Raw genomic sequence first — 26,839 nt, 5'->3', positions numbered from 1 at the left:
GTGATTATGCGACGCCAATCGCAGTTACTAGATTTTTGTCACCCATCCACCTTCACCTATCCATCGTAGCGACAGCGTACAGTGCCATAAGCAAAACGCCTTCAACGAGCTTATAGTCGAATCGATGTTCATCATTAATTCGGTGCGGCGCGTAAGCTACCGGGGTAAATTTTATGAGCGCAATAAGCTTATTGAGATATCGAGTACATCGAGACTTTGTTGTTTATTTTTTACAACTATGTTAACTTCGGTTTCTTTCACTCCAAAACAAAGTCCTCAAAATGAACGGGTACATCTGTCGTTTACTGTTTATCATCGTTACATTGAGCTTCCCGACGTTAGCTTGGTCACATAACTTAAATGGAGAGTGGATTTTAAAAATAGAAAACAAAAAACACCAAACGATCGCAACGCTCAACATTCAGTTCACTAAACAAAAAGCAGAATCGTGCATCGCTGGTGAATGGTCAAGAATCATAGTTTTGTCGTCAACGACAAAAGATAAGAATTTCTTCCCCGTTTCCGACATGCTGTCGTACTCTATTGAAAAGAACCGATTGGCGATTGGACGCAATGAAATTTGCGACGCCTATTTAATGTTAAACGGCAGATTAAGAAAGAAAGTAATCCGTGGCGATTATTACGCGTTGGGAATGGGCGGCGCCTCACCGCTTGGCTTCTTCTCTTTAAGCAAGAAAAACTGAACGACTATGCAAACCCTAGTCGCCACAGACATACACGGCATCAACAATGATCTCAAAGCGCTGTTTCAAGATAACGACGGTGAGATTAGATTTCTGTCACCTTGGAATCTTGATGGATGTCCATTCGAAACAGAGCAAGAAGCGGTCGCTGCTTTTCATGCGAAAAATGGGCTTACGACCTACCAGCAAAAAATTGCAGAAGCGGCTGGAAGCACACCTTGCCTTTTAATAGGATTCAGCGTCGGTGCAACGAGTATGTGGCTACATACCGCTAGCGAAAATTGCCACCCTGATAGTTATGCTCAGCTAATTTATGGTTCACGTATCAGAGATTATTTATCCCTTGTTCCACGTTGTCCTACCTCGCTGATCTTCGCGGAACATGAATCGTCCTTCCGACCAGAAACAGTGGCCGCCAAAATGATCCATACGCAAGTTGAATGCACCATCATCAAAGATACGCATCACGGCTTCATGAATCCTCACTCACCTCACTTTAATGAAGCACATACACGAGGACAACTAACACAGATAAAGTCTTTTCTGACGCGATACAACAAACGTGATTAGACAAGTATTGACGCAGACAAGTATTGACGCAGACAAGCTATCGCAATAATCATACGCAAATTCTCTCACACTGATACACAACAAACCATCATGCAATTTCTTGATAAGGGATTTGAGATCGTCGACGATTTTATTTCTCAGCATTGGCTGAAAACGATCGTCAGCGACGTCGAACAATCTGCAAACCCGAATATCGGCAGCGGCCTCAGACATATCAACAAGAAATTACCTGCCGTTGCAGACTACCTTAGCAGCGCCGAATTTCAGAAAAAATCTGAAAATTTTTTACCTGTCGGCGCCTCATTGGTTCGAGCCATTCTTTTTAATAAGTCACCCGAATCGAATTGGTATGTGACCTGGCACCAGGACAAAACCGTTTCAGTATCCAAACAATTTGACGCAGTTGGCTGGCGTGCGTGGAGTGTCAAGGATGGCAGCTTGCACGTGCAACCACCATTAGAAGTTGTAGATGAAATGGTGACGATACGCGTACATCTGGATGCAACACCGAAAGAAAACGCTTGTCTCAAAGTGATACCCGATAGTCACAAACTGGGTCTATTGTCACCCGAACAGATCAGCGACATCGTGACAGAAGATAAAATCCACTACTGTGAAACCCAAAGAGGTGCTGCACTAGTCATGCGTCCGCATTTACTGCATGCCTCAAGTAAAAGTACAATTCCCGGCAAGCGGCGGGTTTTGCATTTAGAGTTTAGCGACTGGCAGTTACCAGATGGCATTTATTGGGATTGATTTCATCGCTAGCCTAAAACAGGCCTAAAAAATGCCTGCGTATAGCGTCTCCTCTACTATTTCCAAATGTCCAAACACAATTTCTACACAAGCTCATAATGACCACTAATTCACCACTCGCCGTCGTTCAAAGACAACTCGATGCCTATAACAGTAAAGATATCGACGCATTAATGGCTAACTACGCACCGGATGCAGAACAATTCACATTGCACGGAGAATTGCTGGCATCTGGTCACCCGCAAATGCGCGAGCGCTACCTGTCGCGTTTTGTCGAACCTGATCTACATGCAAAGCTGATATCTCGTATGGTGGTGGGTAATATAGTCACGGATGCCGAGCTAATCACGCGTAATTTTCCCGAGGGTAAAGGCACGATAGAGATGCTTTGTATTTACGAAGTGATCGATGGCCGAATTCAACGAGCATCGTTTGCGATAGGTGACAAAACATTGCACGCGACTGACTGAATCGCGTGTTTATTCGTACGATTTGATTGCCTTAGATTACAACTCAGATTGCAAAATTGACTTTGCATTTTAATTTTGAAATTTTGTTTTGCACCCTTATACTGTGGAGCGAAATAAAGCGCAGCTTGGATAAAATTCGATAGCGAGAAAACTATGCAGAAAAAACACTCCACAGAAAAAATAAGTAGCCCCGTCAAAGTGATCACTGGTGCGGCTAAAGATACCGCCAAGTTAATGGCGGCTGATGGCGAGCTCAAAAAAGGTTATGGCATCGTCAGTGGTGTCTGGGCTTTGAGTCTTGCCATTCTGTGTTTTCTGGGTGTACTTGCCTTTCATTTCCCTCAATATTTGACCACCCCAGAATTACGTCAAAAATATTCACCGGATTTAATTCGACATCTGATGTTTGCTGCGCTGGTGCTGTCGGGATCGATTAGTCTAGTCAATCTGATCCTCAAACGCGCACGTAGTATCAATGGCGTGGCGGGTCTTTTAGTATTGGCGTGCCTTGCACTGGGCGGTTCGCATGTAACCGTTGCTGACTTTCCTGATCATACGCCTTACATCGGTCTGGATTGGTTTATTCTCGATTTGCTAGGTTCAACTTTGATCTTTGTCGCATTCGAAAAAATCTTTCCTCTGTATCGCGGGCAACCGATTTTTCGCAAAGAATGGCAAACGGATCTGGTGCACTTTGCAGTCAACCACTTCATCATTGGCCTGGCCTTATTGACCGTCAATTTTCTGATTCACAAGATTTTCGGTTGGATTGCGATTCCTGCTGCGCAAGAATTGGTACAAGCGATTCCATTTATACCGCAACTTTTACTATGCATATTGATTGCCGATCTGGCGCAATATTGGACCCATCGCGCCTATCACGAAGTGCCGTTTTTGTGGCGCTTCCATGCCGTCCATCACAGTACGAAAACCATGGATTGGCTGGCAGGTTCGCGCATGCACATACTCGAACTGATCGCGACCCGCGTTCTCGTACTCGGTAGCTTGTATGTACTGGGCTTTGAAAAATCAGTGATGGATGTGTACATCATTGTGGTCGGATTTCAGGCCGTGTTTAATCATGCGAATGTCCATCTGAACTGGGGACCCTTGAAGTATCTGATCGTAACGCCCGATTTTCATCACTGGCATCATTCATCGGACGATATCGCGGTTGATAAAAATTATGCCGCGCACTTTGCGTTTCTGGATCATCTATTTGGCACTGCCATCAAAGGTCAAACAGGTTTTCCGAAACATTATGGTGTGATTGGTGACTACATGCCTGAGGGATTTATGGCGCAACAGAATTTCCCGTTTCATGTTGATCCTTATCGCGCTGGCACCGCTGCTATCTTGCGCTCTAAGCGTCGGAAACGTCAGCAGCAAAAAGCTGAAACGAGTACAGAGACCAGTCTCGACAATTAAGATCCGCACTGCGGGTGTGGCCAAACGCCATGCTCGCAGCTAGCATCTAGCTACGAACTGCGAGCATCAACTAAGCCTCAGAGTAGGCGATTCCACCGGCATTACTAATCTCTAAACGCTCTTCCAGCAATTTTTTGTCGCCACTGCGAAACTCCACGAATTCCAAGCCTATACGAAACAAGGTCTTCGACAAAATCGTGTAATTCATGCGACAAGTGATTTCGAGAATTTTTTCTCGACCGCCAGCAAATAAGGGCGGCAAGGCTAGCAGTAAAATCACTTTACCGTCATGAAAAACATTGTGATCGCAATGTATGCTCAAGCCCCCCATAGAAATTTCATTGACGCGGCCATGGAAGGTTTTTTTCCCATTGCCACCTTCATACACAATCGCGATTCGCCATTTGACCAGATAGCGTTTATGTCGCCGATGTTCGACTTTGGGTAGACGAGTCACAATTTGTTTTGGAGCGAATGAACGTGATTCGGTGTCGCCTGGGGGCTGATTTTGTGGCTTACTGAGGATCTTCTTAGGAGTAGCGTCATCACTCTTTGGTGTTGGCAGCTTCTGCTCACTTATCTTGGAATCACTGGACGTTTTTTTCATAGTGCGACACCGCCGGGGTAGATTTCATCTCGTCTTAGCCTGGACATAAGGAAGTTGATTCAAGGCAACTAAATAGCTTCGATATTAAAACACGGATTTCCCACTTTTGCGTGCGTAGATTGCATAGATTGAGTGAGTGTATGTGCAGGCATGTACTTAACTGCTTTGCCATAGACATATCAATGACAGAACCGCCATACTCATGACTCTTCACAATTCTTCAACAGACCCTAAGTACGAGGAGAGAAATTTTGTTAAGCCATAAGCAAAAAGCTGGGCTGGCCTTAATCTTGTCATGCATGTCGACACTGATTGCAGTGTATTTGGATAGTCTAGAATTCGAGGAAATAGGCTTCGACAATCCATGGATATTTAGCACCAATATGCTATGGGTGTTGGTCGTGCTTTGGCTTATTTGGGACTTATTTCGCGGTAAAAACATTCAGCAATCCTTGATACTCACGGGTGCAGTCATGCTGGCATCCTTAATTTGGGATAGCTATCGATTTGGCTTCGGGCTAGCGCAATTGTTTTACACTTTAGAGCTACTTTTATTCGCTAGCGCATATTGGTTTTCTGGTAAAAGTACTGCTGCCAAACGCATGGATAATTGATCGCCAGGTTAGCTTTCATCGGTGCTGGCGCTAATTTCGCACTCTACAAAAATGACACACCAGAATCCATAGTGATTTAAGGCAGCACTACCAGTAAGAATAATTTCCCTGTAGCGCAGAATTTTTTGCTAGGATGCTGCGCTTGCCTGAGTTCAGGCCGATTACCTAGAATGAAAATCATGCTGCGCGAAAAATTATTTTTAAGTATTGTTTTTTTGATCCTGTCGATGTTAGCTGGATTGGCCTGCGTTCCTTTATTCGGCACAGTGTTGAATGATCCGGCGATGACTGCCAAACTTGGTGCTGCAACCCTATTATTGCTACCACTGCTTAGTCTGGGCCTCATGTGGAAAGCGAATCCTGGTTCGAATTATGTATTACGCCGTTATAGTTTTTTATCTTGGGCAGCGGTTCTATGTTTGATTGGAGTAAGTAATTTTGTGCTGATCAAAGATCAGGCGAATTCGAACACAACCATACTGATGTTGGGCGTTGTGTGTGCTGCCATTAGCTTGCATGCGAAGAAAAAAGCAGACAAGAAGAAATCGACGACAGCAACTGTAAACGAAGACGCTGCTGCCTAGTTAACTACATACGAAGATAGATAGTTACCGCAACGCAGAGTCAAAAACTCTGCGTTTTTTTTCGCACCTGTTTTTGACTTACTTCTCACTTACCCTACGCTTGCATTCCATTATTTGCGCATCGCTAGTCGAAAAAATTGTGAAGGCGATTGGCCGAAAGTTTTTTTGAACATTGCAGAAAATGCCGATTGACTAGCATAGCCCAACTCGGCAGCGACCACCGATAAAGGCTTGCCACTTGCGATCAAAGGCGCAGCTCGCGCCAGCCGCATTTGCTGCCGCCAGAGGCCAAAACTCATTTGCATTTCACTTTGAAATAGACGCGCCAAGGTGCGCTCAGATGCGCCAGCCTGTTGCGACAAATCGTGCAGGCTGAGATTAGACGCAGGATCGGCAATCAACATCTCACATAGGCTGCGTAGACGTGGTTCACGTGGCATAGGTACGTTCAACGGCAGAGGTGCAGCATGTGCTAATTCATCCAATAAGCAGGCTGCCAAGTGGGCTTCACGCTGCGCTGTTTGATTCGCCTGATTCAGCTCTAAGGTGGTCAATGAACGGACTAACTCCCGCATTAAGTCAGATACTTCTAACACCACACAATCGTCACCGGAAATCGGTGCGACCGAGACATCTACATGAATCGCCCGCAATTGCGCTCTTTCCAAGGTCCGTACTTCATGCTCTATGTGCGCTGGAATCCAGATCGCCCGCAATGGTGGCACGAACCAAGTCTGATGGTTGGCATTCACTTGCACCGCCCCGTCTAAGGCATAGGTGACCTGCCCCCAAGCATGCTGGTGCGCACGCAGCAGTTCATCGGCTTCCAAATCGCGGGCCACCACACGCACCGGACGCTCGGCAGTGGGTGATAAGCTGGCGGGCGGCGCACCCGTATGGGTGATTGGTGTTTGCGACATCGTTAGCATCTCTCTATTTTAGGAATTCTCAATTCGGTGCTTAGACAATACCGACGGCAGCGAATTGTATTCGCTTGCAATGCGCGATAAAGGGAATAAGGTTGGTTGCGCAATGCACACCGAAGCCGCAGTCAATGTGTGTGGTGCGCACGGCGCACCCTACCCGATGAAACTCAAGCCAGCGCATTTTGCATAAGTTCTACATTAAATTAACAAAAATAGAATAAAAATAAACAGAAACAAACAGGATCTAGCAGATTTGGCAAATTATCGACAAATTATGACTGTTTATCTCAAAACAGACGAGGCTTTTTTCCGTAGACTTGATTTTCTTAGAACTAGGGCGTGTTGAATCGCGATGATTTTGCACCGCCAATCTTACCTAGAGTAATTTCATGACTAGCATTGCTGCCCATCCTACCCAAGTACAGAGTCCGAATAGCCTTAAACAAGATGCGCTTGTCATTGGCCTAGTCGGCTTGGCACACGGAATCTCGCATTTTTTCCACATGATCTTGGCGCCTTTGTTTCCCTGGCTAAAAGACGCTTTTAACTTATCGTATGCGGAACTTGGCATTTTGATGAGTGCGTTTTTTGTGGTCTCGGGCATAGGTCAGGCGCTGGCAGGCTTTGTGGTTGATCGAATTGGTGCCAGAGCAGTACTCTTTTTTGGAATCACTTGTCTCGCCTTATCTGCTGCTGTGTTGGCTGTCGCGCCGAGTTACGCGGTCTTAATGCTAGGTTCTATGTTAGCTGGCTTAGGCAATAGTGTGTTTCATCCGGCCGATTACACGATACTGAATAAATGCGTGACGACGCAACGCCTAAGCCATGCATTTTCAGTACACGGCATCAGCGGTAACTTGGGTTGGGCTGCAGCTCCAGTGTTTTTGGTGAGTTTGGCGAATTTGTACAATTGGCGTATCGCGCTGATGGCAGCGGCAGCTTTACCTGTGATCGTGCTGATCATTTTGATTAGCTACCGTCATTTGCTGCACACTATTCCCAAACCACACAACACGGCCAGCAGCACTTCTGCTACCACCGCTGCTAGCACAGTCGCAGACCAACAAAATCCAGACAATAGCGTATTTCACTTCATGCGTTTGCCCGCAGTGTGGATGTGTTTCCTATTCTTTTTTATGATCTCTATGGGCATCGGTGGTATTCAAAGCTTTTCACCCACTGCCTTACGCGAAGTGTATGGCATGTCTCTAGCATGGGCGACTGCCGCGTATACTGCCTATATGCTGACTTCTGCTGTGGGTATGGTGTGGGGCGGTTTTATCGCTGCCAAAACAACAGATCATGACCGTACGATCACGGTAGCATTTTCATTTTCCGCAGTGATTGCTTTGCTACTATCAACTGGCTGGGTATCACCGATGATGGCGGTGGTCTTGATGGGAGCAGTCGGCTTGGGTGCCGGGATTGCCGGACCTTCTCGCGATTTACTCATTCGTGCGGCATCGCCGAAAAATGCGACTGGCCGCGTGTACGGCGTCGTGTATTCTGGTTTGGATATTGGCCTGGCATTTTCGCCAGCGCTTTTTGGAGCCATCATGGATGCGCATCATCCTAGCTGGGTTTTCGCTTGTATCGGTATGTTCCAGATGCTCGCAATCTTTACTGCAGTGGGCGTTGGAACCAACACCCGTAAGAAAACCAAATAACTTGCCGACCGATTATTAAACTATCGCAACGATAAGAATAAATGGCAATCACCATAATGTGTTTGCCATTGAAATACATTTAAAAACAGCAAGTCTGCAGCCTTGTTTGTGACGATTTTGCTATTTGTTTTCTATGTGTTTGCTATTTATTTTCTATTTCTTTGTGACTATGCACTAATTTAGCTGGTGCATCATAGTTATAGAATTGTTGCTGGCTCGCAATATAATACTGCGAAATGCTTTCTATAAAGCTGCGTGTACATGGTAGGATTTTGGCAGTTGGATGCTTGAGCCCGATCTGTACTCATTACATGAGTCCAAAAGGCCGTGTGCACATCCTAGAAATCGCAAGTCCTTGACCTCAATTGCCTCGCTTCACGCTCTGCCAATTAGTCTTTGGTGTGCGCTAGACGAGGCCTTTTAATTTAAGGGTCAACAGAAAAAATAATCAGGAGAATACTATGTCAGGCTTGTTCGGCCCGCTTCATCAAATCAGTGTCAGCAAACGCTTGGGCGCATTAGTTATCAGTGCGATTTTGGGCATCGTGATATTAAGTGCGATTTTCTTAAACAGCGAAAGAAACGCGATACTGAAAGAGCATCAAAACAGTGTAAAAAATACCGTGGAATTAGCGAATACACTGGTTGAACATTATCAAAAATTAGCAGCCGATGCCAAAATGAGCGAAGCCGATGCTAAACAAGCGGCACTCGCCGCTGTCAAGACTCTACGCTATGGCGACAATGGTTATGTATGGATTAACGACACATATCCACGCATGATCATGCATCCGATTTCACCGAATATGGACGGCCAAGATTTATCCGATAACAAAGACAGCAAAGGCAAATTATTATTCGTCGAAATGCGCGATATCGCCAAGAGCAAAGGTGCTGGCTTTTTGGAATACATGTGGACAAAACCAAACAGCACGACACCAGTTCCTAAATTGGCTTACGTCAAACTCAATGCACAGTGGTCATGGGTTATTGGCACTGGCGTTTATTTAGATACGATAGACGAAGCTGTTTACCAAAGTGCGATACAAATGATGATTACCGTCGGCATACTATCTTTGCTGTTGTTCGCTTTGGGCTTTGTGATTTCGCGTGGATTGGTCAAGCAACTAGGTTGCGAACCACAATATGCAGTGGACATTACCGGTGCCATCGCCGCCGGTGATTTAACGGTGCATATCGACATCGACACTGACAATCAAACCAGCTTGCTGTATTCGATATTCAGTATGCGCAACAGCCTGCGTGACATCATCCGTGAAGTGCGCAAAGGAACCGATGCGATCGCCACATCATCGACAGAAATCGCGCAAGGCAATATGGATTTATCTGCACGCACCGAGAGCCAATCAAGCGCATTAGAAGAAACTTCTGCATCGATGCTGACACTAACTGACGCAGTCAAACTCAATTCGTCTCACGCCCGCAATGCGAATCAAATGGCGGCATCAGCATCGAGTGTGGCGATCAAGGGCGGCACGGTAGTCAATGATGTGATCGATACAATGAGCGAAATTAATACGTCATCACAGAAGATTGTCGATATTATTTCGGTGATTGACGGCATCGCTTTTCAAACTAACATTTTGGCTTTGAATGCCGCGGTTGAAGCGGCACGGGCGGGTGAACAAGGACGTGGCTTTGCGGTGGTCGCATCAGAAGTACGCAGCCTGGCGCAACGCTCGGCGAGTGCCGCTAAAGAAATCAAAACCTTAATCGGCGACTCGGTCGACAATGTTAAGCGCGGCACGCAATTGGTCGATCAAGCGGGTGAAACGATGAAAGAAATCGTCGAAAGTGTGCAGCACGTGACACAAATTATGGAAGAAATCACCAAAGCATCAGATGAACAAGCCACAGGCATTGAACAGGTAAATGTGGCGATTCGTGAAATGGACGATGTGACCCAGCAAAATGCCGCCCTGGTTGAACAAGCAGCGGCAGCTGCTGCTGCGATGCAGGAACAAGCCGGTACGTTAACGCAAGTGGTGCACATGTTTAAGATGCGTGGTGATCCGGTGACGACCGCTCACGGCACTAAAATCAAGCGCGCACCGCAGTTGCATTGAACGTCGGCATTAATCTCAAATGACCATAAAAATGGCTAGAATCTACACAGGTTCTAGCCATTTTTTTTTCATAGTTAGTAATGCAAATAGCGCTGGCTGATAATCGCTAGCTTCCCTACAATAGTTAGATAATGTTTTTACACCGCCTTTACACCACCGTCACCCTCTCGTCACCCTGATATTGGAGTCCGCATGAAATTTTCTGGCCGCACTGCCCTACCACTAGCATTCACTTCTCTGACGTTCAGCGCTTGCGCATTAAGCCTGGCGTTACCGGCAACAGCTCAAGAACAATGGCGTACGCTCGATCCCGAAAATACATTGATTATTGATTCTAACAAGGGTCGTATGGTCATAGAAATGCGGCCGGAGATGGCACCGAAAGCGGTCGAAAGAATCAAATTACTGACACGTGAAAAAGTCTATGACGGATTACAATTTCATCGCGTCATCGCCAAATTTGTAGCGCAGACCGGCAACCCAAATAATAAAGATGGTGGTGGCACTGCATATCCAAATCTACCGCCGGAAATGATGTTTAAACTGGCTTATCCAGCAGTGAGTAACTTTGCTGCGCTGAGCAGCGATGCCGCAACAGGATTTCTGGGTAGCGTACCGTTTCAATCTCTGCCACTGACAGATGCCATCAAAGGCGGCAATGGTAGTTTGCGCTCATGGGGGGCGCATTGCCCGGGCGTCGCAGGCATGGGGCGCAATGAACCACGTGATTCCGCAAATAGCGAACTCTATTTTATGCTCGATGCCAGCCGCCGCCTTGATCGTGACTACACCGTGTTTGGTCGTATTGTGATTGGCAATGATGTGCTCTTAAAGATTACGCACGGCGAGCCGCCAGCGCAACCCGACATCATGCAAACAGTGCGTCTGCTTGCCGATTTTCCTGCCAAAGATAGACCGGTCGTGCGAGTCGCCAGCTCGGCTGCGATGGAAAAAATTATCGTACAAACGCGCCGCGAAAAAGGTGCTGATTTCAGCGTATGCGATGTCACTATTCCTGCCAAAATTGACTAGGTAAAAATATGCAAACAGTCGCTAGTGAATCGGGCAGCACCTTGCGTAATTACGCCAGCATCTTATTGCTATTAGGCGGCATTTGTTTGGGAAGTTTGGTCGGTTTTATCTTTGGTAACAAAGTAGAAGGCGTCAAATTCATTGGCGATATTTTTCTCAATCTTTTGTTTACCGCCATCATTCCGCTGGTGTTTTTTACCATCGCTTCATCGATTGCGAATTTACAGAAGACTGAACGATTAGGGAAATTATTCGGCATCGTCGCCGGCGTATTTTTGCTGACGGTTTTGATTTCTGCGGCTGTTATGGCGGGCGTCATGTTGTTGTTTCCAATTGATCAGGGCAACACTCTACGCACAATAGCGGCACAAGCCTTGATTGATAATCCTGCTAGTGCGCACCAAGCTTTGACACCAAGCGCGGGTGCCAGTTTGACACAAGTATTAACGGTCAATGATTTCTTCGAATTGATGGCTCGCAAAAACATGCTGGCCTTAATTTTGATTTCTCTGCTCGTCGGTTTTGCGACCTTGCGTGCTGGCGAAAAGGGTAAAGCGTTCGCGCAATTTCTTGATTCTGCGAACGAAGTCATGAAGCAGTTGCTAGCGATGATCATGAAAATCGCACCGCTAGGTTTGGGCGCTTACTTTGCGTATCAGGTCGGCGTATTTGGACCGCAATTACTCGGTGTATATGTGCATCCGCTGGCCTTGTATTACGCTACTTGTGCCGCGTATTTTGTGATTTTCTTCAGCTTATATGCCTACTTTGCTGCGGGGCGTTTGGGGCTAAGTATATTTTGGAAAAACAATCTGACACCCGCCTTAACCGCGATTGGCACTTGCAGCAGTATCGCCACCATTCCAGCTAATTTATTGGCAGCGGAAAAAATGCAAATTCCCGATTATGTACGCAATATCGTGATTCCATTAGGTGCGCCTATCCACAAAGATGGCTCGAGCATGTCGTCCATCATCAAACTTGCTTTGCTGTTTGCAATGTTCGGCAAAGACTTCTCTGCACCGGAAATGCTGTTAGCGATTATGGGGATTACTGTCATCGTATCGGTCGTTGAAGGAGGCATTCCTAACGGTGGTTACATTGGTGAAGTGTTCGCGATTACTGCATTTGGTTTTCCTATGGAACAGGCATTACCCGTGGCGATGGTGATCGGTACCTTGGTTGATCCGATTGCTACTTTACTCAATGCAAATGGCGATCTGGTATCAGCGATGATGGTGACGCGTATTGTAGAAGGTAAGGACTGGTTAAGTTCACGGCTGAATAAATAAAGGATCAAATAAAAAAGCAGTGGCATTTTTGTGCCGCTGCTTTTCATTTTCCCACACTAGCAAACTAATCTAACTAATCTAACCAACTTAGATTGCCACTTCGATTTCCACTTACCCCGAACTTACTTCGAACCTACTCATAGCGCAAAGCATCAATAGGATCAAGCTTCGCTGCTTTGCTGGCAGGCATAACGCCAAACACAATACCCACGCCTGCGGAGAAGACAAACGACAACACGACCGCCCACCATGGCACGACCGCATCCGGGAAATCAGGAATCATTTTCGAAATTCCAAATCCCAAACCATAGCCGAGTATCAAGCCGATCAAACCACCCAATACCGAGAGCGTCACCGCCTCGATCAAAAACTGCATCATGATGTCGCGACTACGTGCACCAATCGCTTTGCAGATACCGATTTCACGTGTGCGTTCAGTCACCGATACCAGCATGATATTCATGATGCCGATGCCGCCCACTAACAAGGCAATCCCAACGATACCGCCCATGACCAAAGTCACCGTCGCCGTAATACTGTCCAAACTCTTTGATAATTGATCTGAAGATTCCATATCAAAATCATCGGGCGCGTCGGCGTCTAATTTGTGCGACTTACGCATCACGGCTTTAATGCGTGGTTTCACTTCTTCCAACTTGGAAATATCTTTCAATGACACCGTGAATTGCATATTGCGCAGACGCTGATTATTCCCCATCAAACTACGTCCGGTACGAAAAGGAACAATCACATAATCGTCTTGTGACATACCGAATAATTCGCCGCGCTTTTCCATCACTCCAATAATTTTGAACCACTCATTACTGAAACTGATGTATTGACCGATAGGATTGTCAGGCAAATGCAAAGACTCGATCAGCTTAGGTCCTATCACCGCAACCCGACGCGCACTAGACTCATCAGAATCACTCAAGAAACGCCCGACACTAGCAAAGCGTTGCTGCACCTCTTGGTAAGTCGGCGTGGTTGCCATAATGCGTGCGGTGGTTTCCGTGCTGCCAAAACGCACGGTCGGTGACGACAATAAAAATAAGGGACTGACGTCGGCGATTTCATCGACATGCGTGCGCAATTGTTCTATGTCTTCAAATCGCAATTCATTAAACTTGCCGCGCATCGCATCTTTCATGGTGTTATGCGCAGTGATGGTTAAAGAATTGCCGCCCAAGCCTTCGAACTGTTTGGTCACACTTTTTGACAAGCCTTGAATCAGCGAGATCACCGTAATCACAGAAGCAACGCCTATGATAATGCCAAGTGAAGTCAAGAAACTACGCATACGATGCGCACGGATAGAGTTCAATGCAGAACGCACACTTTCTAATAATAGAAACATACTTACTCCTTCGGCATGTGCGAAATATTGGATGCGTTGATTGGGTCGGATGCGTTGGATTCGTTTGACGCGTTTGATGCGTTTGATGTGCGCGGCACATTACGCACGTCGCTCAAGACACGACCATCATGCAAGCGCACAATGCGGTGACATTGCTCTGCAATATCGGGCTCATGCGTGACCATCACAACAGTCTGACCATTTCTATGGACTTCTTTAATCAAATCCAGAATTTCCAAACTAGTGCTGGAATCAAGATTACCGGTCGGTTCATCGGCCAGCAAAATCGCTGGCTTACCGACCAGAGCACGCGCGATCGCCACCCTTTGTCTTTGACCGCCGGACAATTCATTGGGACGATGATGCATACGCGATCCCAAGCCTACGTGATCCAATGCTTCCGCCGCCAGACGATTTCGCTCCTTGTAACCAAGACCACGATAGATCAAAGGCTGTGCGACATTATCTAATGCAGTAGCACGTGGCAACAGATGGAAACTTTGAAAAATAAAGCCAATTTCTGCATTACGCACCAAGGCTAATTCATCGCTCTCCATCGTCGCTACATCACGCCCATTGAGTCGATAAGTGCCCGATGTAGGTCGATCTAAGCAGCCGACAATATTCATCATGGTCGATTTGCCAGAACCGGAAGCACCGATGAACGCAACCAACTCATTGCGCTCTATGTGCAGATCAACACCGCGCAGAGCATGCACGGTTTGATCCCCCATCTGATAATTTTTTTCGATAGCTGACAGCGTAATCACGGCTTTTTCCCATCTGCGCTAGCTGAAACACTAGATGCAGAAGTAGCAGAAGCGGATGCACTAGCTGGTTTGGTTGCGCTTGCTTTGTCAGCCTTGTCGGCAGATTTCAATTCTTTAACCTGATCACCATCACGTAAGCCGCGCAAAACACGTGCCGGGCCAGTCACCACCATATCGCCTTCTGCCACACCGGATAAGATTTCCTGATTATTATCATCAGCAATACCAACTTTGACTTCCTTCTTGCGCGCGACGCCGTCTTTCACGATAAAGACCACACCAGCTCCTTTAGCGGCCTCTTTGGCGTCTTTGCTTTCTTTGGCGTCTTTATCCAGCTTCATACTGTCGCCAGTCAAAATTGCTTGTATAGGCAATACGGGTTTCGGACTACCACCACCCGTAATAATCTCCACCCTACAAGTCATGCCAGTACGTATGCCCAGCATCGTTTCAGCTAAGCGCAATTTCACAACATAGCTCTTGCCTTGTGACGCGCCAGCTAACGCGACTTTCGGTGCCATCGACACTTCTTCCACCGTTCCAGCCACAGGTTGATCATCAAATGCTGCTGGATAGACTTTTACTTTTTGTCCTACCATGACTTTGGCAACATCTGCTTCATCCACGTTCACTTCCGCCATGATGCTACCGACATCGGCAATCGTCATCAGGGAAGAACCCGCCATGCCAGTCGCACTCGCCACTGCAGTTTCACCAATCTTAATTTGCACGGCTGTGACGGTACCGCTGATCGGCGCTTTAACTTCGGTTTTATCCAAACGCTTTAATGCCTGATCTAAGGCTGCACTCGCTTGCTGCATACTCTCGCGCGCTGCATGCAAATCCACTTTAGCGACATTGAACTGATGCACAGCATCTTCATATTTACTGGTGTCGATAAACTTCGCTTCGGCAAGACGACGACTACGATCGACGTTGACTTGTTGACGATCAACATTTAATTGTGCACGTTCGATATTCACTTGCGCACTGCGCACAATTGCACGTTGCTGTGTCACTTCGGCTTTGATCAAAGTAGGGTCGAGACGCAACAAGACTTGCCCTTCTTGTATCTTGTCGCCCTCTTTCACCAATACTTCAGAGACTTTGCCGATCACTTCACTTGACAATTGCACTTGCTGGCGAAACACGAAATTCCCCGATGCCAAAATCGACGGCTGAATTTCCTTCTTGCTGACTGCCGCCAATTCCACTTCTAGCTTAGGTTTACTACCGCTAAATTTAATCACAAGTGGCACAGCAATCACTGCAATCACAGCTGCTATACCGATCAGTTTACGTTTGTTCATAGTCGCTACCGCTTAGTTAGAAAATGTAATTTTTAATGCCCAGCAGCCGAAGAAGAAAACATACGGCAACAGTGCAGCAAATGCGCATGCAGCAGTACTACGTCCAGTCCAAACCCGCAAACCGACGAAAGATAACAGGGCTGTCCACAGCGTCGTTATGCTTATATTTGTCAAAAATCTCTCCCACGGTGCACCTAAAGGAGCATGCGCAATTAGATAATTCATCGACAGCATATTCAAATCTTCCATTGCCACTTGACCGTGACCAGTTGCTACCTGGATCGCCATCAAAGGCAATCCCAACAGAGCCGGCACACTAGTCCACACGGTGAAATGGAACCAATTGCCATACGTAATCTCAGTACCTAACACCTTAGATGCGAGCCAGTAATACAAAGCGAAAACGGCATAAATGATGAGGCTCAAAGCAAACACAATGCCCAGTGTTGAATACATCATGGCATTACGTGTCATAAAACTTGCCATTGCAGTCCGCGCTTCAGGTTTCAAATTTGGTTGCGAAGCCATAGTATGTTCAATCAACCAAGAAAGATCGACCGTCGCGAAATACCAATAAAACACGATCAAGCTTCCAAGGATAATCATCACTAGGGGCACCCAAGCTGCCGGTTTCTCTTTGAGAGCGATGTAAGCTGCTTTGGGTTCAAAAAATAATTTTGCTATTACCGAGATTGCATTTGAAGACATCATGTTTCCTTTTCTTTTTTATTGATGCAGAGTCATCACGCGCGTTTGTCTTAACTTGCCGCATTTTTTCAAATCGCCAGGCGGGCAAAATATGATTCAAATAGAAAAGTGTCGAATTGAAAACAGCATCATAATCCTAGCTTATTGAAATTACATAATTATTAATTGCGATAAAGACCAGCTTTTTTACATGTTGAACACTCTGATTGTTTAGCGGTGATGCATTTTCCTCCTAAAATCCACGAGAAATTGCCTGTACAGTCAATTTCAAACTTAAAGCATGTCCAGTTTAATCGGCTCAATAGTCAAGCGGCGACGCATGCGATGAACAACGATTTATATGTGACGAATTCCCGCCTATCAGGATGAAATTTTTCTAGTTGTCAGACCGAATGTGCCGGAGCGGCAAAACTCGTACAGCGCAGGCAAAAAAAATGCGCCAATCAGGCGCATTTTTTAGAAACATCAACACTCAATCTTGTTCCAGATTCAAATTAATCACCGCATTCGTCGGCGGCGCACAAGGCTCTTCATCGAAGGCTATATCTCCATTCACCATCGCTTCGCCAGTTAAGGCCAAGTCGCGGAAATTAAATAAATCCTTGTCCATCAAATGCGAAGGTACAACCGTCGATAAGGCTGAGAAAATATTATCGACCCGTCCCGGATGTTGCTTATCCCAATCACGCATCAATTGCTTGACGTGTTTGCGCTGCAGATTTTCTTGTGAGCCACATAAATTGCAAGGAATAATGGGGAACTGTTTTACCTCTGCATAGCGTTCTGTATCAGATTCTTTTACATAAGCTAAAGGGCGAATAACAATATGTTTGCCGTCATCCGATTGCAATTTAGCGGGCATACCTTTGAGTTTGCCACCGAAGAACATATTCAGGAAAAAGGTTTCCATGATGTCGTCACGATGATGGCCGAGCGCGATCTTGGTGGCGCCCAATTCATCTGCCACACGATACAAAATTCCACGACGCAAGCGCGAACATAATGAGCAAGTGGTTTTTCCTTCCGGCACCAAACGCTTAACGATGCTGTAAGTATCTTGATTTTCAATGTGGTAAGGGATCCCCAGTTTATCCAAATAAGCTGGCAAGATATCTTCCGGAAAACCAGGCTGCTTCTGATCAAGATTGACGGCGACGATATCAAAATTGATCGGCGCACGTTCACGCAAAGTCATCAAAATATCGAGCAAGGCATAGCTGTCTTTACCGCCCGACAGACAGACCATGATTTTGTCGCCATCTTCTATCATATTGAAGTCGCCTATCGCCTGTCCTACCAAGCGGCATAAACGCTTATGCAGTTTGTTGTTTTCGTAGGCGATTTTTTCCGGTGACCGGGTGGCGGGAGTTTGTGCCAGCTTTCCCGGCGTTGGCATAGAGATGACTTGCATATTTTTACTCACACTTCAGTTTTAATTTGAAACACTTCTACTCCGACGCCTTCGCAATCTGGATAGACGTCAGGTTTCATCGTGGAGACACGAACAGCACGTACGCGTGGATGTGCCAACATGATTTTCGCAACGTCATCACACAAGGTCTCTTGCAAATGCACGTGTCCTTGTGCAACGCGAGCGGCTATTGTGCCGCGCATAAAATCGTAGTCAACGACTTCATCTAACTGATCATCTTTCGGCGTTGATAAAGCGAGCGGGATATAGAGGTCAACATTAATCATCACGCGCTGCTCACCCTTCTTCTCAAATTCATGAACGCCAATATTGATAGAAATTTCGTAGTTACGCAAAAACAAACGACGACAATCAACGAGTTGCGGGTGGTGGAGTATGGATAACATAAATAGTCGCTTCAAAAAACGTATAAATAAAAAATTAAAAACAATTCAATTACTCAGCACGGCCACCGTTTGCGGCCGCTAAAAACATCACATCGCGCTGAGTCGGAATCAAATGCTGACCGCCATCGACCAATAAGGTCGTACCAGTAATCGCTTTCGCCGACGCCACATAACACACGGCTTCCGCAATATCTTGCGGCGTACTGGAGCGACCGAGCGGCGTCATTTGATGTGCCACTTCAAAATCACCGACGCTCTGATCCCCTGAGACCAAAGACAGACCTGGGGCAATTCCCACCACTCTGACCTTGGGCGCCAATGCTTGCGCTAGCGTCGTGGTCGCCGTATGCAGCGCCGCTTTTGATAAGGTATACGACAAATAATCGGGATTTTGGTTAAATAATTTCTGATCAAGAATATTGATGACTACCGCCATTCCAGCCTGTGCATCTTCTGGCAAATTCGCATACAAGTCTTGCGCCAGCATCAGCGGCGCCATCACATTCGCATGCATGTGCCTGTCTAGACAAGCTTGCGAAAAATCCGCAATACCATCTGCTTCAAATAAAGACGCATTATTGACCACCACATCCAAGCGCCCAAAGTAGGCGAGCGCTTGCGGCACAATTTTCTTAACCTGGGCAACGTCACCCAGATCCGCCTGTACCGCCACAGCCCGTCGCCCTGACTGTTCAATCTCTGTCACTAACTGTGCCGCCTCCTTGGCAGACTGACCGTAATGCACAACAATATCCCAACCTCGCTGCGCCAGCGCCAACGCAATCTGACGGCCTATCCGCTTTGCAGCACCGGTAACCAGAGCCACGGGAACAGCGCTCACTGAACTCATATTCTTTCTCTTTCTACATGATGGAGATCAGTCACTGCTCGCGGCTCTATCTGCACGAACATATCAGCGCAGGCACCATAACAGTTTTTCTCACATTATTTGATAGTGCAATTAGCGAAAATGTTTTCACTAAATGATGGGATTCGTCCCGCTTTTTAATACAATGCTGAAATGCAGAAACTAAATTCAACTCCCCATCAAAAACTTGCCCTGCCGACGCCCTCCGCGGATGCGATGCAAGCATCCCAGCAATTGCAAAAACTGATACGCACCGAGATTGCCAATCATGGGGGCGTGATTCCATTTTCACACTACATGGAAATGGCACTCTACACACCACGCCTGGGCTATTACAGTGGCGGCTCGGCAAAACTGGGAGCAGATGGTGATTTCACCACAGCACCGGAAATGAGTTCTTTGTTCGGCGCCACCCTCGCGCAGGTCGCTCAACAGTTATTTACGCAGACACCGGCAGCCATTCTGGAATTTGGTGCAGGAACAGGTAAACTGGCCTTTGACATTTTGTCAGAATACCAAGATTCAAATTTTCCGCTAAACCGCTATTTTATCGTGGAATTGTCTGGCGAACTCAGGGCGAGGCAAGAACAGCGATTAAAAGATTTTCCGCAAGTGGTTTGGCTCTCGGAAATGCCAGCAGCATTCTCCGGCGTCGTCATTGGCAATGAAGTACTCGATGCCATACCAATTGAGCTAATGATGCGCACTGAACATGGTTGGTCACGCTTGGGAGTGGCGGCAAGCGACGATCCAGCAGAGTCATTCAAATTGATCAGTTTGCATGATCAAGCCGAAGACATCGCGCATCTGATCGCACAGATACCAGAATCTGAAAGCCTGCCTATCGGCTATATCAGTGAAGTACACCCAGTTGAAATTGGCTTCATGCGTAGTGTTGCGGCCATGTTATTGGCCGGAAAAGCACAATCCGGACTCGGTGGCGCTGCGCTTTGGCTTGACTATGGATTCCCAGCACAGGAATACTATTTGCCGCAGCGCGACAAGGGTACCTTAATGTGCCACTATCGACATCATGCACATCCAGATCCCTTTTATTTGCCTGGATTGCAAGACATTACTGCGCACGTTGACTTCACCGCCATCGCAATTGCGGGTGTAGAAGCGGGACTTGACCTGCTCAGCTACACCAGCCAAGCAAGTTTCTTACTGAGTTGTGGCTTAACGGATGTCTTAAAACGTATTCCCGTCGAAGATCCCCAACGCTATCTTCCAGCGAGTAATGCCGTCCAGAAATTAACTTCACCGGCGGAGATGGGGGAGTTATTTAAAGTACTATTACTTGGCTGCGATATCGAATTACCGATTTCGCTGGCGCATAATTTGGCACGCTTTGACCGTAGCCACAAACTCTAAACCTGTCACAACTGACAGCTCGTAAGAAATTTCATCTGGAAGAAAAGCTATGATACGTTGGGTTGTCGTGATTTTTGTAATGCTCGTCCTATTCGCAAACTTATTACCGTGGTTACAAAAACTCGGCATAGGCAAATTGCCTGGTGACTTGCGTTTTAAGCTATTTGGAAGGGTATTCACTATTCCATTCGCTTCAACTATCTTACTTTCTCTAGCCATTCTCTTACTTGCAAAATTTCTCAAATGAAACATAGCGTCGCATTCCAACGACGTTGCATTAATTGTCTTGAAAAAAATTGCTATACAGCTACATTATAAAGAGCTAATCGGTTAAAGTTTTAGCCTAGGATGGTCGTCATCAGTATGACAGCTGCTAGACAGCCGTAAGACAGACGCGCACTCGCGAATTTTGTTTGATGTGTTGCCACAAAAAAAAAGTCAAATCAGGCCAACACAATTATCGTCAAAAGGTTTTCATGAGCAACTTAGCAGAGATACGCGCATTACTTGTTGAGCCACATGCAGGCATGCGGGTCAGCTTGCACAATATGCTCAACCTATGCGGCATCAGTAAAATCGAACACGCATTAACAGCAGGTAATGCGGTACGTTCAATTCAAGGTAAAGTATTTGACCTCATACTTTGTGAATATGAACTTGGGGTTGGCCAAGACGGACAGCAATTACTTGAAGACATCCGCCACCACAAGCTAACTCCACTATCGACGATTTTTATTATGGTCACGGCAGAACGCGCTTATGCCAAAGTGGTGAGCGCTGCCGAATTAGCACCGTCTGATTATTTGCTCAAACCATTTACTGCGGACATGCTCTTGGAGCGTGTATTAAAAGCCATAGAAAAACGTAAAGCGTTTGTCGAAGTCTATAATTTGATGGAACAAGGTTTCATACGCGAAGCACTGGAAGCCTGCATCGAGGGAGAAAAAAATCATCCCCGTTACTTAGTCGATTTTATGCGCTTACGAGCAGAGTTACATGTGAGTTTAGGCGAAGCGCCGGAAGCCGAAGAGTTGTATGTCAAGCTGCATGAAATGAGGGCGGTCGCATGGGCACGACTAGGTTTAGCGAAAACCCTGTTTATGCAAGGACGCTACGAGGAAGCTGAAAGTATTCTAAGTAACTTGGTGTCTGAAAATGCAAACTATATGGATGCCTACGATTGGCTATCCAAAACGCACGAAGCCATAGGCGCATTACCGGAAGCGAAATCGGTGCTTGATACAGCCATAACGGTATCCCCACACGCGGTGAGGCGTTTGCGTAAGTTAGGCTCGCTCGCACTCGAAACAGGCGATATCGAGACTGCCGAAAATGTACTCAAAAAAGTCGTCAGCAAAGCCAAATATTCCGAATTTCGCGATCCCGAAGACCACGTCAAATTAGTCAATGCCCTTGTCAAAAAAGGCGATCATAATCAAGCCAAATCAGTCATTCGTGATTTAGAAAAAAGCATGTCAGGACTCAAAAAAACCGAAGCCTGTCGTGCGATCTCTGCTGCCATGGTTCATGCCTCAACGGGCGATGTCGCTAAACTTAGCGAAGAACTCGACGCAGCAGTACAAGCCAATCGCGAAGAGATTGGATTATCAAATGAGCTCAAACTAGGACTAGCACAGAGCTGCTTGGAAAATGACAGAGAAGAAGCGGCTTCTGAAGTCATTATGGAAGTAATGCGCAATGCACCAAATCAATCTATGGTCAGCAAAGCGCTCAATGTGTTTGAGAGCGCAGGCAAAGGTCACCTCGGCAAAGAATTAGCGCAACGCAGCCAAAAAGAAGTCAAAGACTTGGTCGCTTTAGGTGTTCAAAAAGCGAAAGAAGGCGATTATCGCGGCTCGGTTGATCTCATGTCGAGTGCTGCACGCAAATCACCAGACAACCCTCAAGTGGTCTTAAATGCAGCTTTGGCCGCGCTCAAATGCATAGAAAACCTTGGCTGGGATCTCGCGACAGGGAACTTAGCAAAACAATTAATTGAATCTGCTGCGCGTTTAGATCCTATGAATCCGCGTTTAAAAGCCATTCGCGGTCTTTATAGTGAATTACAAAAACGTTTTGGAATTGATGCAGTACGTTCAAAATAGTAGAAGGCTTTTGTGAATAATAGTACTTCCCCAACTCATGGCGCGCGCGAACGATTGCTAGATAAAATTCGTAGCGACAAAAACCTGCCGACGCTAGGCGTTGCCATCAACAAGGTCGTCCAGATCACCTCCTCGGGTGAAGATTCAGTTTCGGAATTGGCGCATTTCATCTTGTCTGATGTCGCCCTCACGCAAAAGATCTTACATTTATCGAATACGATTACCTATCGAACTTTAGGTGGCGTGTCAGTCACAACGATTTCACGCGCGATCTTTTTGCTTGGATTCGATACGATTAAAGCGAGCGCCTTAGCGACCTTGTTAGTCGATGGTTTTCGCGATCAAAAACAAGCACAGGCGGTACGTAAAGAATTGGTTCAGGCACTCTGTGCCAGCGTGACGGCGCGTGAGATTGCCAAACGCAATCGCCATCCCAAAAGTGAAGAAGCGGCGGTCGCGGCGCTATTTAAAAACATAGGACGAATTCTGGTCGCCTCATTTGATCATCTGCTGTATGACAAAATCCACGAACTCATTTTAGAAGATCCTCAAAATGCCAGTGAAGCCTGCAATAAATTATTGGGCTGTAGTTTCGAGCGTTTTGGGGAAAGCGTATTACAGGACTGGAAGATTCCTGACAGTATTATCTTAGCCTTGCAACCGATTTATGGCGAACCGAAAAAATCAACGCAGGATTCGGAATGGGTCAAGCAAGTAGCCAATCTCAGTGAGGCGGTAGCAAAGGTCTTAATTCAGAGCGACAGCAAATTGTCCGTCAGCGAACGTTGCGCTCCTTTAATTAAACGCTTCGGCAGTGCTTTAGATTTCAACGCGGAACAACTAGAAATTATACTGAAGAGTGTTGATAAAGAAGCGCGCCAATTGGCGATTACATTAGAGGTGCCGTTAGCGACTTTGGATCAGACACCCAAGACTGGCGCGGTTCAAGATAGCGATTTTTGTAATGAGTTTATGCTCCCGTCTTTTGACACGCAGCAGTTGCAATCAGTCAAACGTCAACCAAGTGGAAAGCCCCTAAATGCGCGTGATCTATTACTGGCTGGGGTGCAAGACGCAACGCAAATGCTGGCCTCAAAAGACTTGAAGCTCAATGATTTAGTGCTCTTGGTATTGGAGACTCTGTATGGTGCGATGGGATTTCGTTTTGCGACGGCTTGTCTGCGCGACCTGCAACAAGCGAAATATGTGGCACGCATATCAGTCGGTGAAAAGTATATGGAGCGACAAAAGGAATTTCAGTTTCCCGTACAAATGGACAACTCCATTTTCCATGTGGCGATGAACAATAATGTGGATCTGATGATCGCGGACGCCTTAAATCCCAAGATACAGGCAACGCTACCTACTTGGCATAAACGATTACTGCCCGATACCCGCAGCTTTATCGTATTACCGTTAGTGATCGAAAAGAAAGCCTTAGGATTTTTTTACGCCGATCGAATTTATGCTGCAGATGAAGGTATGCCACCAGACGAAACTGCCCTTATCAAAACATTGAAAGGGCAGTTGCTGAGTGCCATGATGAAACGCTAGAGCCTGAACTACAAGCAAAGTTTTACATCAAAGGTATCTCTTGCTTCTTCGCCAATGCATCCAAATCCTGCCAGATCGTCATCTGATTTAACAAGCGCGTGGCTGGATCGATCATACTGTTGAGATTAAAAAATTTTTCTAGTGAGTTTGCATCGAAGGACAAGCTTTGAGAAAAATTGATTTGGCCATATTGTTTCTTGAAAGCCATCAATAAGTCTGCGGGTGCATCCTTGTGCCACGCCTGCATCAATCCACCGACCATCAAAGAACTATCTATCGTTTGCTCTAACATGCGCGGATTTTTGGGTGTGCTCAAGTCGCGATAATCGATAAGACGAGGGAAATAGAATTTCTTGATCCAGGAGGCGGGTATGCCTCCTGCTCGTTTTAATACAACACTACGCCACAGTTTCCAACTTTTTTCAGCGTGATCCTGGTCTTCGAAGTGCAAGTCTGCAAATACTTCGCAATCCTCCGCCAGTTCGAATTCCAATACGATAGGTAAGCCAATTTGAGTTGCCACTTCCTCTAAATCGTCCATCAGCGGCTTCTGCCCACGCACCGTTTGTAAATGCTGTACAAATGCGTTGAGTATGGTTTCATGTGTGGCATAGACTTCAGCGGTAGACGCACAAAATTCCGCTGCAGCTGCAAAATAAGCCATCAACTCCCCAATGTAAATTCCACTGTCCTCAACAAATGCTGGGCTTTCGACATGTGCCTGCAAGCCAATCCGAGGCAAATTTTCGGGTATCCCTTTATTAAAAAAGGAATACAAGGAATTCGATAGCGATCCAACTTTGACCCGAGTTCCTTTGGGTAAGACATAAGTACTCATAACAGACTTTCAGTATTGACTGAACAAGACATGCAGGCTCAGCTCAAATTAATAATGGTTCCGGTTGATAGAAAGATGCTTTTCGCACAGGTCATCTCGTGGTGAAACAGAGAATGGCGATCAAATTGGACCTAAATGCAGTAACACAATAAGTCCCAAAACCGCAAAAACCAAAGCGGCTAGCCAACGCACATAGTGAAACGGAAAGTTTGGTGACGCTACCTTACCAAGAAAAACTGCAGGTACATCCGCAATCAACATCCCCAAGGTCGTGCCTGCTACAACCCAAGTCAATTCGGTATATTTGGCCGCCAAAGCCACAGTGGCCAGTTGCGTTTTATCACCGATTTCTGCAAAGAAGAAGCTGACGGTGGTCAACAAAAAAACACCGAATCGCCCTTCCGCCAGTCCGTCCTCTTCTATTTCATCGGGTTTAAGTGTCCACGCTGCGATAGCAAGAAATGATAAACCGAGTGCCCAACGCAATACATCTTGTGAAATATGCGTAGCAACCCACTGTCCCAATAATCCGGCAAGTGTATGGTTAAGCAGAGTCGCAATCAATATGCCCAAGATAATTGGAATAGGTTTGCGATATCTCGCGGCAAGCAAAAGTGCTAATAATTGAGTTTTATCACCAATTTCACCGATGCTAACTGCGAATGTTGAAACGAGAAATGCTTCCATGATTTTTATTTTGGATGGGCATTGAAATGAACGACGCAATGAACGACCTATTTTCTAGCCCATCCTGGGTTAAAGAAAATAAGTGTTCAAAGGTCTTGCCAAATTCATCTGCGCATTTATCGCTTACAAACCAGACGCACCATGACCAGTCGGTCAAGTATGTTGATACGTCTATTTCCCAAGCTTGACTTTGGAAAAACAGGCTACTCCCCAGTGAATACTGCAGACATTATACCTCAGAGGATATGTAACAAACTCAATAAACTCGATAAGGTCAATCAAATTCAAGCGAATGAACGGCCTTAAATTCTATGCATTAAGCGGAGAACAAAGTCCAAACTCGTTATTGATAATTGGCTTCGATCAAAATAGAGCGAAATGAAAATAGCGAAGTTCGAAGTCTAAGCAAAAAGCACTGGTAAGTAGCTTGAATTTGTTGCCTCAATGGATCGACGATCGTTTCAATGCGGAGTGGCATGCGAGAGTTGGATGCGCAAGGCAGGAGGTAGAAATGGCGGATTAAGTCGAAATCACAAAAGCAGAAGAACAAAAGCAAAAGCCCCTGATTCGATGGAATCAGGGGCAATGCGGAATAAGAGCCTGACGATGACCTACTTTCACACTGGTTGCAGCACTATCATCGGCGCAAAGTCGTTTCACGGTCCTGTTCGGGATGGGAAGGTGTGGTACCAACTTGCTATAGTCATCAGGCA

Annotated in this window: 26 protein-coding genes, 1 rRNA gene and 1 riboswitch; of the genes, 15 read left to right on the top strand and 12 right to left on the bottom strand. The window is 46.2% G+C overall.

What is annotated here, in order from left to right:
- Nucleotides 1-281 precede the first annotated feature (281 nt).
- The 5 genes from H8K55_RS20095 to H8K55_RS20075 all read left to right on the top strand — a co-directional run bounded on the left by H8K55_RS20095 (nucleotide 282) and on the right by H8K55_RS20075 (nucleotide 3,928).
- A complete protein-coding gene (locus H8K55_RS20095) occupies nucleotides 282-704 on the top strand; it encodes a hypothetical protein (RefSeq protein WP_186943874.1) in 423 nt (140 codons plus the stop codon).
- Between the two features lie 6 nt (nucleotides 705-710).
- Nucleotides 711-1,274, top strand: coding sequence for a dienelactone hydrolase family protein (locus H8K55_RS20090; protein ID WP_186943872.1), 564 nt, complete (start codon nucleotides 711-713; stop codon nucleotides 1,272-1,274).
- 90 nt (nucleotides 1,275-1,364) lie between these two features.
- The gene (locus H8K55_RS20085; protein WP_186943870.1) at nucleotides 1,365-2,030 is read left to right on the top strand and encodes a phytanoyl-CoA dioxygenase family protein; all 666 of its coding nucleotides are present in this window, start codon (nucleotides 1,365-1,367) and stop codon (nucleotides 2,028-2,030) included.
- Nucleotides 2,031-2,128: 98 nt separating this feature from the next.
- Nucleotides 2,129-2,500 carry a nuclear transport factor 2 family protein gene (locus H8K55_RS20080; protein ID WP_186943868.1) on the top strand — a complete coding sequence of 124 codons (372 nt, stop codon included), beginning with the start codon at nucleotides 2,129-2,131 and terminating at the stop codon, nucleotides 2,498-2,500.
- Between the two features lie 234 nt (nucleotides 2,501-2,734).
- The gene (locus tag H8K55_RS20075) at nucleotides 2,735-3,928 is read left to right on the top strand and encodes a sterol desaturase family protein (RefSeq protein WP_230408738.1); all 1,194 of its coding nucleotides are present in this window, start codon (nucleotides 2,735-2,737) and stop codon (nucleotides 3,926-3,928) included.
- Between the two features lie 70 nt (nucleotides 3,929-3,998).
- On the opposite strand, the gene H8K55_RS20070 is transcribed toward H8K55_RS20075, so the two are convergent.
- Nucleotides 3,999-4,535, bottom strand: a complete 537-nt coding sequence (locus tag H8K55_RS20070; protein ID WP_186943864.1) for a PilZ domain-containing protein — start codon at nucleotides 4,533-4,535, stop codon at nucleotides 3,999-4,001.
- Between the two features lie 251 nt (nucleotides 4,536-4,786).
- Between H8K55_RS20070 and H8K55_RS20065 the strand changes: the two genes are divergently transcribed.
- Both H8K55_RS20065 and H8K55_RS20060 read left to right on the top strand, forming a co-directional pair.
- Nucleotides 4,787-5,149 (top strand): hypothetical protein, encoded by a 363-nt coding sequence (locus tag H8K55_RS20065; protein ID WP_186943862.1) that lies wholly within the window; start codon nucleotides 4,787-4,789, stop codon nucleotides 5,147-5,149.
- A 179-nt stretch (nucleotides 5,150-5,328) separates the two neighbouring features.
- A complete protein-coding gene (locus H8K55_RS20060; RefSeq protein ID WP_186943860.1) occupies nucleotides 5,329-5,733 on the top strand; it encodes a hypothetical protein in 405 nt (134 codons plus the stop codon).
- Nucleotides 5,734-5,843: 110 nt separating this feature from the next.
- Here H8K55_RS20060 and H8K55_RS20055 read toward each other — a convergent pair whose 3' ends face one another.
- Entirely contained in the window at nucleotides 5,844-6,653 is an 810-nt protein-coding gene (locus tag H8K55_RS20055) for an AraC family transcriptional regulator (protein ID WP_186943858.1), read from the bottom strand.
- Between the two features lie 395 nt (nucleotides 6,654-7,048).
- On the opposite strand from H8K55_RS20055, the gene H8K55_RS20050 reads away from it, so the two are divergent.
- The 4 genes from H8K55_RS20050 to H8K55_RS20035 all read left to right on the top strand — a co-directional run bounded on the left by H8K55_RS20050 (nucleotide 7,049) and on the right by H8K55_RS20035 (nucleotide 12,737).
- Nucleotides 7,049-8,326 (top strand): MFS transporter, encoded by a 1,278-nt coding sequence (locus tag H8K55_RS20050; RefSeq protein ID WP_186943856.1) that lies wholly within the window; start codon nucleotides 7,049-7,051, stop codon nucleotides 8,324-8,326.
- 461 nt (nucleotides 8,327-8,787) lie between these two features.
- Nucleotides 8,788-10,413, top strand: a complete 1,626-nt coding sequence (locus tag H8K55_RS22235; RefSeq protein ID WP_186943854.1) for a methyl-accepting chemotaxis protein — start codon at nucleotides 8,788-8,790, stop codon at nucleotides 10,411-10,413.
- A gap of 192 nt (nucleotides 10,414-10,605) precedes the next feature.
- Nucleotides 10,606-11,445, top strand: coding sequence for a peptidylprolyl isomerase (locus H8K55_RS20040; RefSeq protein ID WP_186943852.1), 840 nt, complete (start codon nucleotides 10,606-10,608; stop codon nucleotides 11,443-11,445).
- Between the two features lie 8 nt (nucleotides 11,446-11,453).
- A complete protein-coding gene (locus H8K55_RS20035) occupies nucleotides 11,454-12,737 on the top strand; it encodes a dicarboxylate/amino acid:cation symporter (RefSeq protein WP_186943850.1) in 1,284 nt (427 codons plus the stop codon).
- 133 nt (nucleotides 12,738-12,870) lie between these two features.
- Here the strand turns inward: H8K55_RS20035 and H8K55_RS20030 are convergent, their stop codons facing one another.
- The 7 genes from H8K55_RS20030 to H8K55_RS20000 form a co-directional block, all read right to left on the bottom strand.
- Nucleotides 12,871-14,094, bottom strand: coding sequence for an ABC transporter permease (locus H8K55_RS20030; protein WP_186943849.1), 1,224 nt, complete (start codon nucleotides 14,092-14,094; stop codon nucleotides 12,871-12,873).
- 2 nt (nucleotides 14,095-14,096) lie between these two features.
- The gene (locus H8K55_RS20025) at nucleotides 14,097-14,864 is read right to left on the bottom strand and encodes an ABC transporter ATP-binding protein (RefSeq protein WP_186943848.1); all 768 of its coding nucleotides are present in this window, start codon (nucleotides 14,862-14,864) and stop codon (nucleotides 14,097-14,099) included.
- The gene (locus tag H8K55_RS20020) at nucleotides 14,861-16,174 is read right to left on the bottom strand and encodes an efflux RND transporter periplasmic adaptor subunit (RefSeq protein ID WP_186943847.1); all 1,314 of its coding nucleotides are present in this window, start codon (nucleotides 16,172-16,174) and stop codon (nucleotides 14,861-14,863) included. The genes H8K55_RS20025 and H8K55_RS20020 overlap by 4 nt, the downstream gene beginning before the upstream one ends.
- Before the next feature lie 12 nt (nucleotides 16,175-16,186).
- On the bottom strand, nucleotides 16,187-16,882 hold the full coding sequence (locus H8K55_RS20015; protein WP_186943846.1) for a YIP1 family protein: 696 nt from the start codon (nucleotides 16,880-16,882) through the stop codon (nucleotides 16,187-16,189).
- A gap of 472 nt (nucleotides 16,883-17,354) precedes the next feature.
- Nucleotides 17,355-18,293 (bottom strand): tRNA 2-thiocytidine(32) synthetase TtcA, encoded by a 939-nt coding sequence (gene ttcA / locus H8K55_RS20010; protein WP_186943845.1) that lies wholly within the window; start codon nucleotides 18,291-18,293, stop codon nucleotides 17,355-17,357.
- A gap of 8 nt (nucleotides 18,294-18,301) precedes the next feature.
- Nucleotides 18,302-18,700, bottom strand: a complete 399-nt coding sequence (locus H8K55_RS20005) for a dihydroneopterin aldolase (RefSeq protein ID WP_186943844.1) — start codon at nucleotides 18,698-18,700, stop codon at nucleotides 18,302-18,304.
- Nucleotides 18,701-18,749: 49 nt separating this feature from the next.
- The gene (locus H8K55_RS20000) at nucleotides 18,750-19,550 is read right to left on the bottom strand and encodes an SDR family oxidoreductase (RefSeq protein WP_186943843.1); all 801 of its coding nucleotides are present in this window, start codon (nucleotides 19,548-19,550) and stop codon (nucleotides 18,750-18,752) included.
- 171 nt (nucleotides 19,551-19,721) lie between these two features.
- Here H8K55_RS20000 and H8K55_RS19995 point away from each other — a divergent pair, with 171 nt between their 5' ends.
- The 4 genes from H8K55_RS19995 (at nucleotide 19,722) to H8K55_RS19980 (ending at nucleotide 24,601) form a co-directional block, all read left to right on the top strand.
- Nucleotides 19,722-20,942 carry a class I SAM-dependent methyltransferase gene (locus tag H8K55_RS19995; protein ID WP_186943842.1) on the top strand — a complete coding sequence of 407 codons (1,221 nt, stop codon included), beginning with the start codon at nucleotides 19,722-19,724 and terminating at the stop codon, nucleotides 20,940-20,942.
- A 49-nt stretch (nucleotides 20,943-20,991) separates the two neighbouring features.
- Nucleotides 20,992-21,189 carry a DUF2905 domain-containing protein gene (locus H8K55_RS19990; RefSeq protein ID WP_186943841.1) on the top strand — a complete coding sequence of 66 codons (198 nt, stop codon included), beginning with the start codon at nucleotides 20,992-20,994 and terminating at the stop codon, nucleotides 21,187-21,189.
- A 229-nt stretch (nucleotides 21,190-21,418) separates the two neighbouring features.
- Nucleotides 21,419-23,047 (top strand): tetratricopeptide repeat protein, encoded by a 1,629-nt coding sequence (locus H8K55_RS19985; RefSeq protein WP_186943840.1) that lies wholly within the window; start codon nucleotides 21,419-21,421, stop codon nucleotides 23,045-23,047.
- Between the two features lie 12 nt (nucleotides 23,048-23,059).
- Nucleotides 23,060-24,601: an HDOD domain-containing protein gene (locus H8K55_RS19980; RefSeq protein WP_186943839.1), complete on the top strand. Its 1,542-nt coding sequence runs from the start codon at nucleotides 23,060-23,062 to the stop codon at nucleotides 24,599-24,601.
- Nucleotides 24,602-24,623: 22 nt separating this feature from the next.
- Here the strand turns inward: H8K55_RS19980 and H8K55_RS19975 are convergent, their stop codons facing one another.
- From H8K55_RS19975 to rrf, 3 genes are all read right to left on the bottom strand, one after another.
- Entirely contained in the window at nucleotides 24,624-25,439 is an 816-nt protein-coding gene (locus tag H8K55_RS19975; RefSeq protein WP_186943838.1) for a hypothetical protein, read from the bottom strand.
- A gap of 120 nt (nucleotides 25,440-25,559) precedes the next feature.
- Nucleotides 25,560-26,126 carry a TMEM165/GDT1 family protein gene (locus H8K55_RS19970; protein ID WP_186943837.1) on the bottom strand — a complete coding sequence of 189 codons (567 nt, stop codon included), beginning with the start codon at nucleotides 26,124-26,126 and terminating at the stop codon, nucleotides 25,560-25,562.
- Nucleotides 26,127-26,217: 91 nt separating this feature from the next.
- A riboswitch (yybP-ykoY riboswitch) is annotated at nucleotides 26,218-26,350 on the bottom strand.
- A 374-nt stretch (nucleotides 26,351-26,724) separates the two neighbouring features.
- Nucleotides 26,725-26,837: ribosomal RNA gene (rrf, locus tag H8K55_RS19965) — 5S ribosomal RNA — on the bottom strand.
- Nucleotides 26,838-26,839: the final 2 nt, after the last annotated feature.

The organism is Affinundibacterium flavidum, from assembly GCF_014284175.1.
GTDB classification, from domain to species: Bacteria; Pseudomonadota; Gammaproteobacteria; order Burkholderiales; family Burkholderiaceae_D; genus Undibacterium; species Undibacterium flavidum.
The sequence above is the reverse complement of the archived record's forward strand: the minus strand, read 5'-3'. Positions and strand labels throughout refer to the sequence as shown.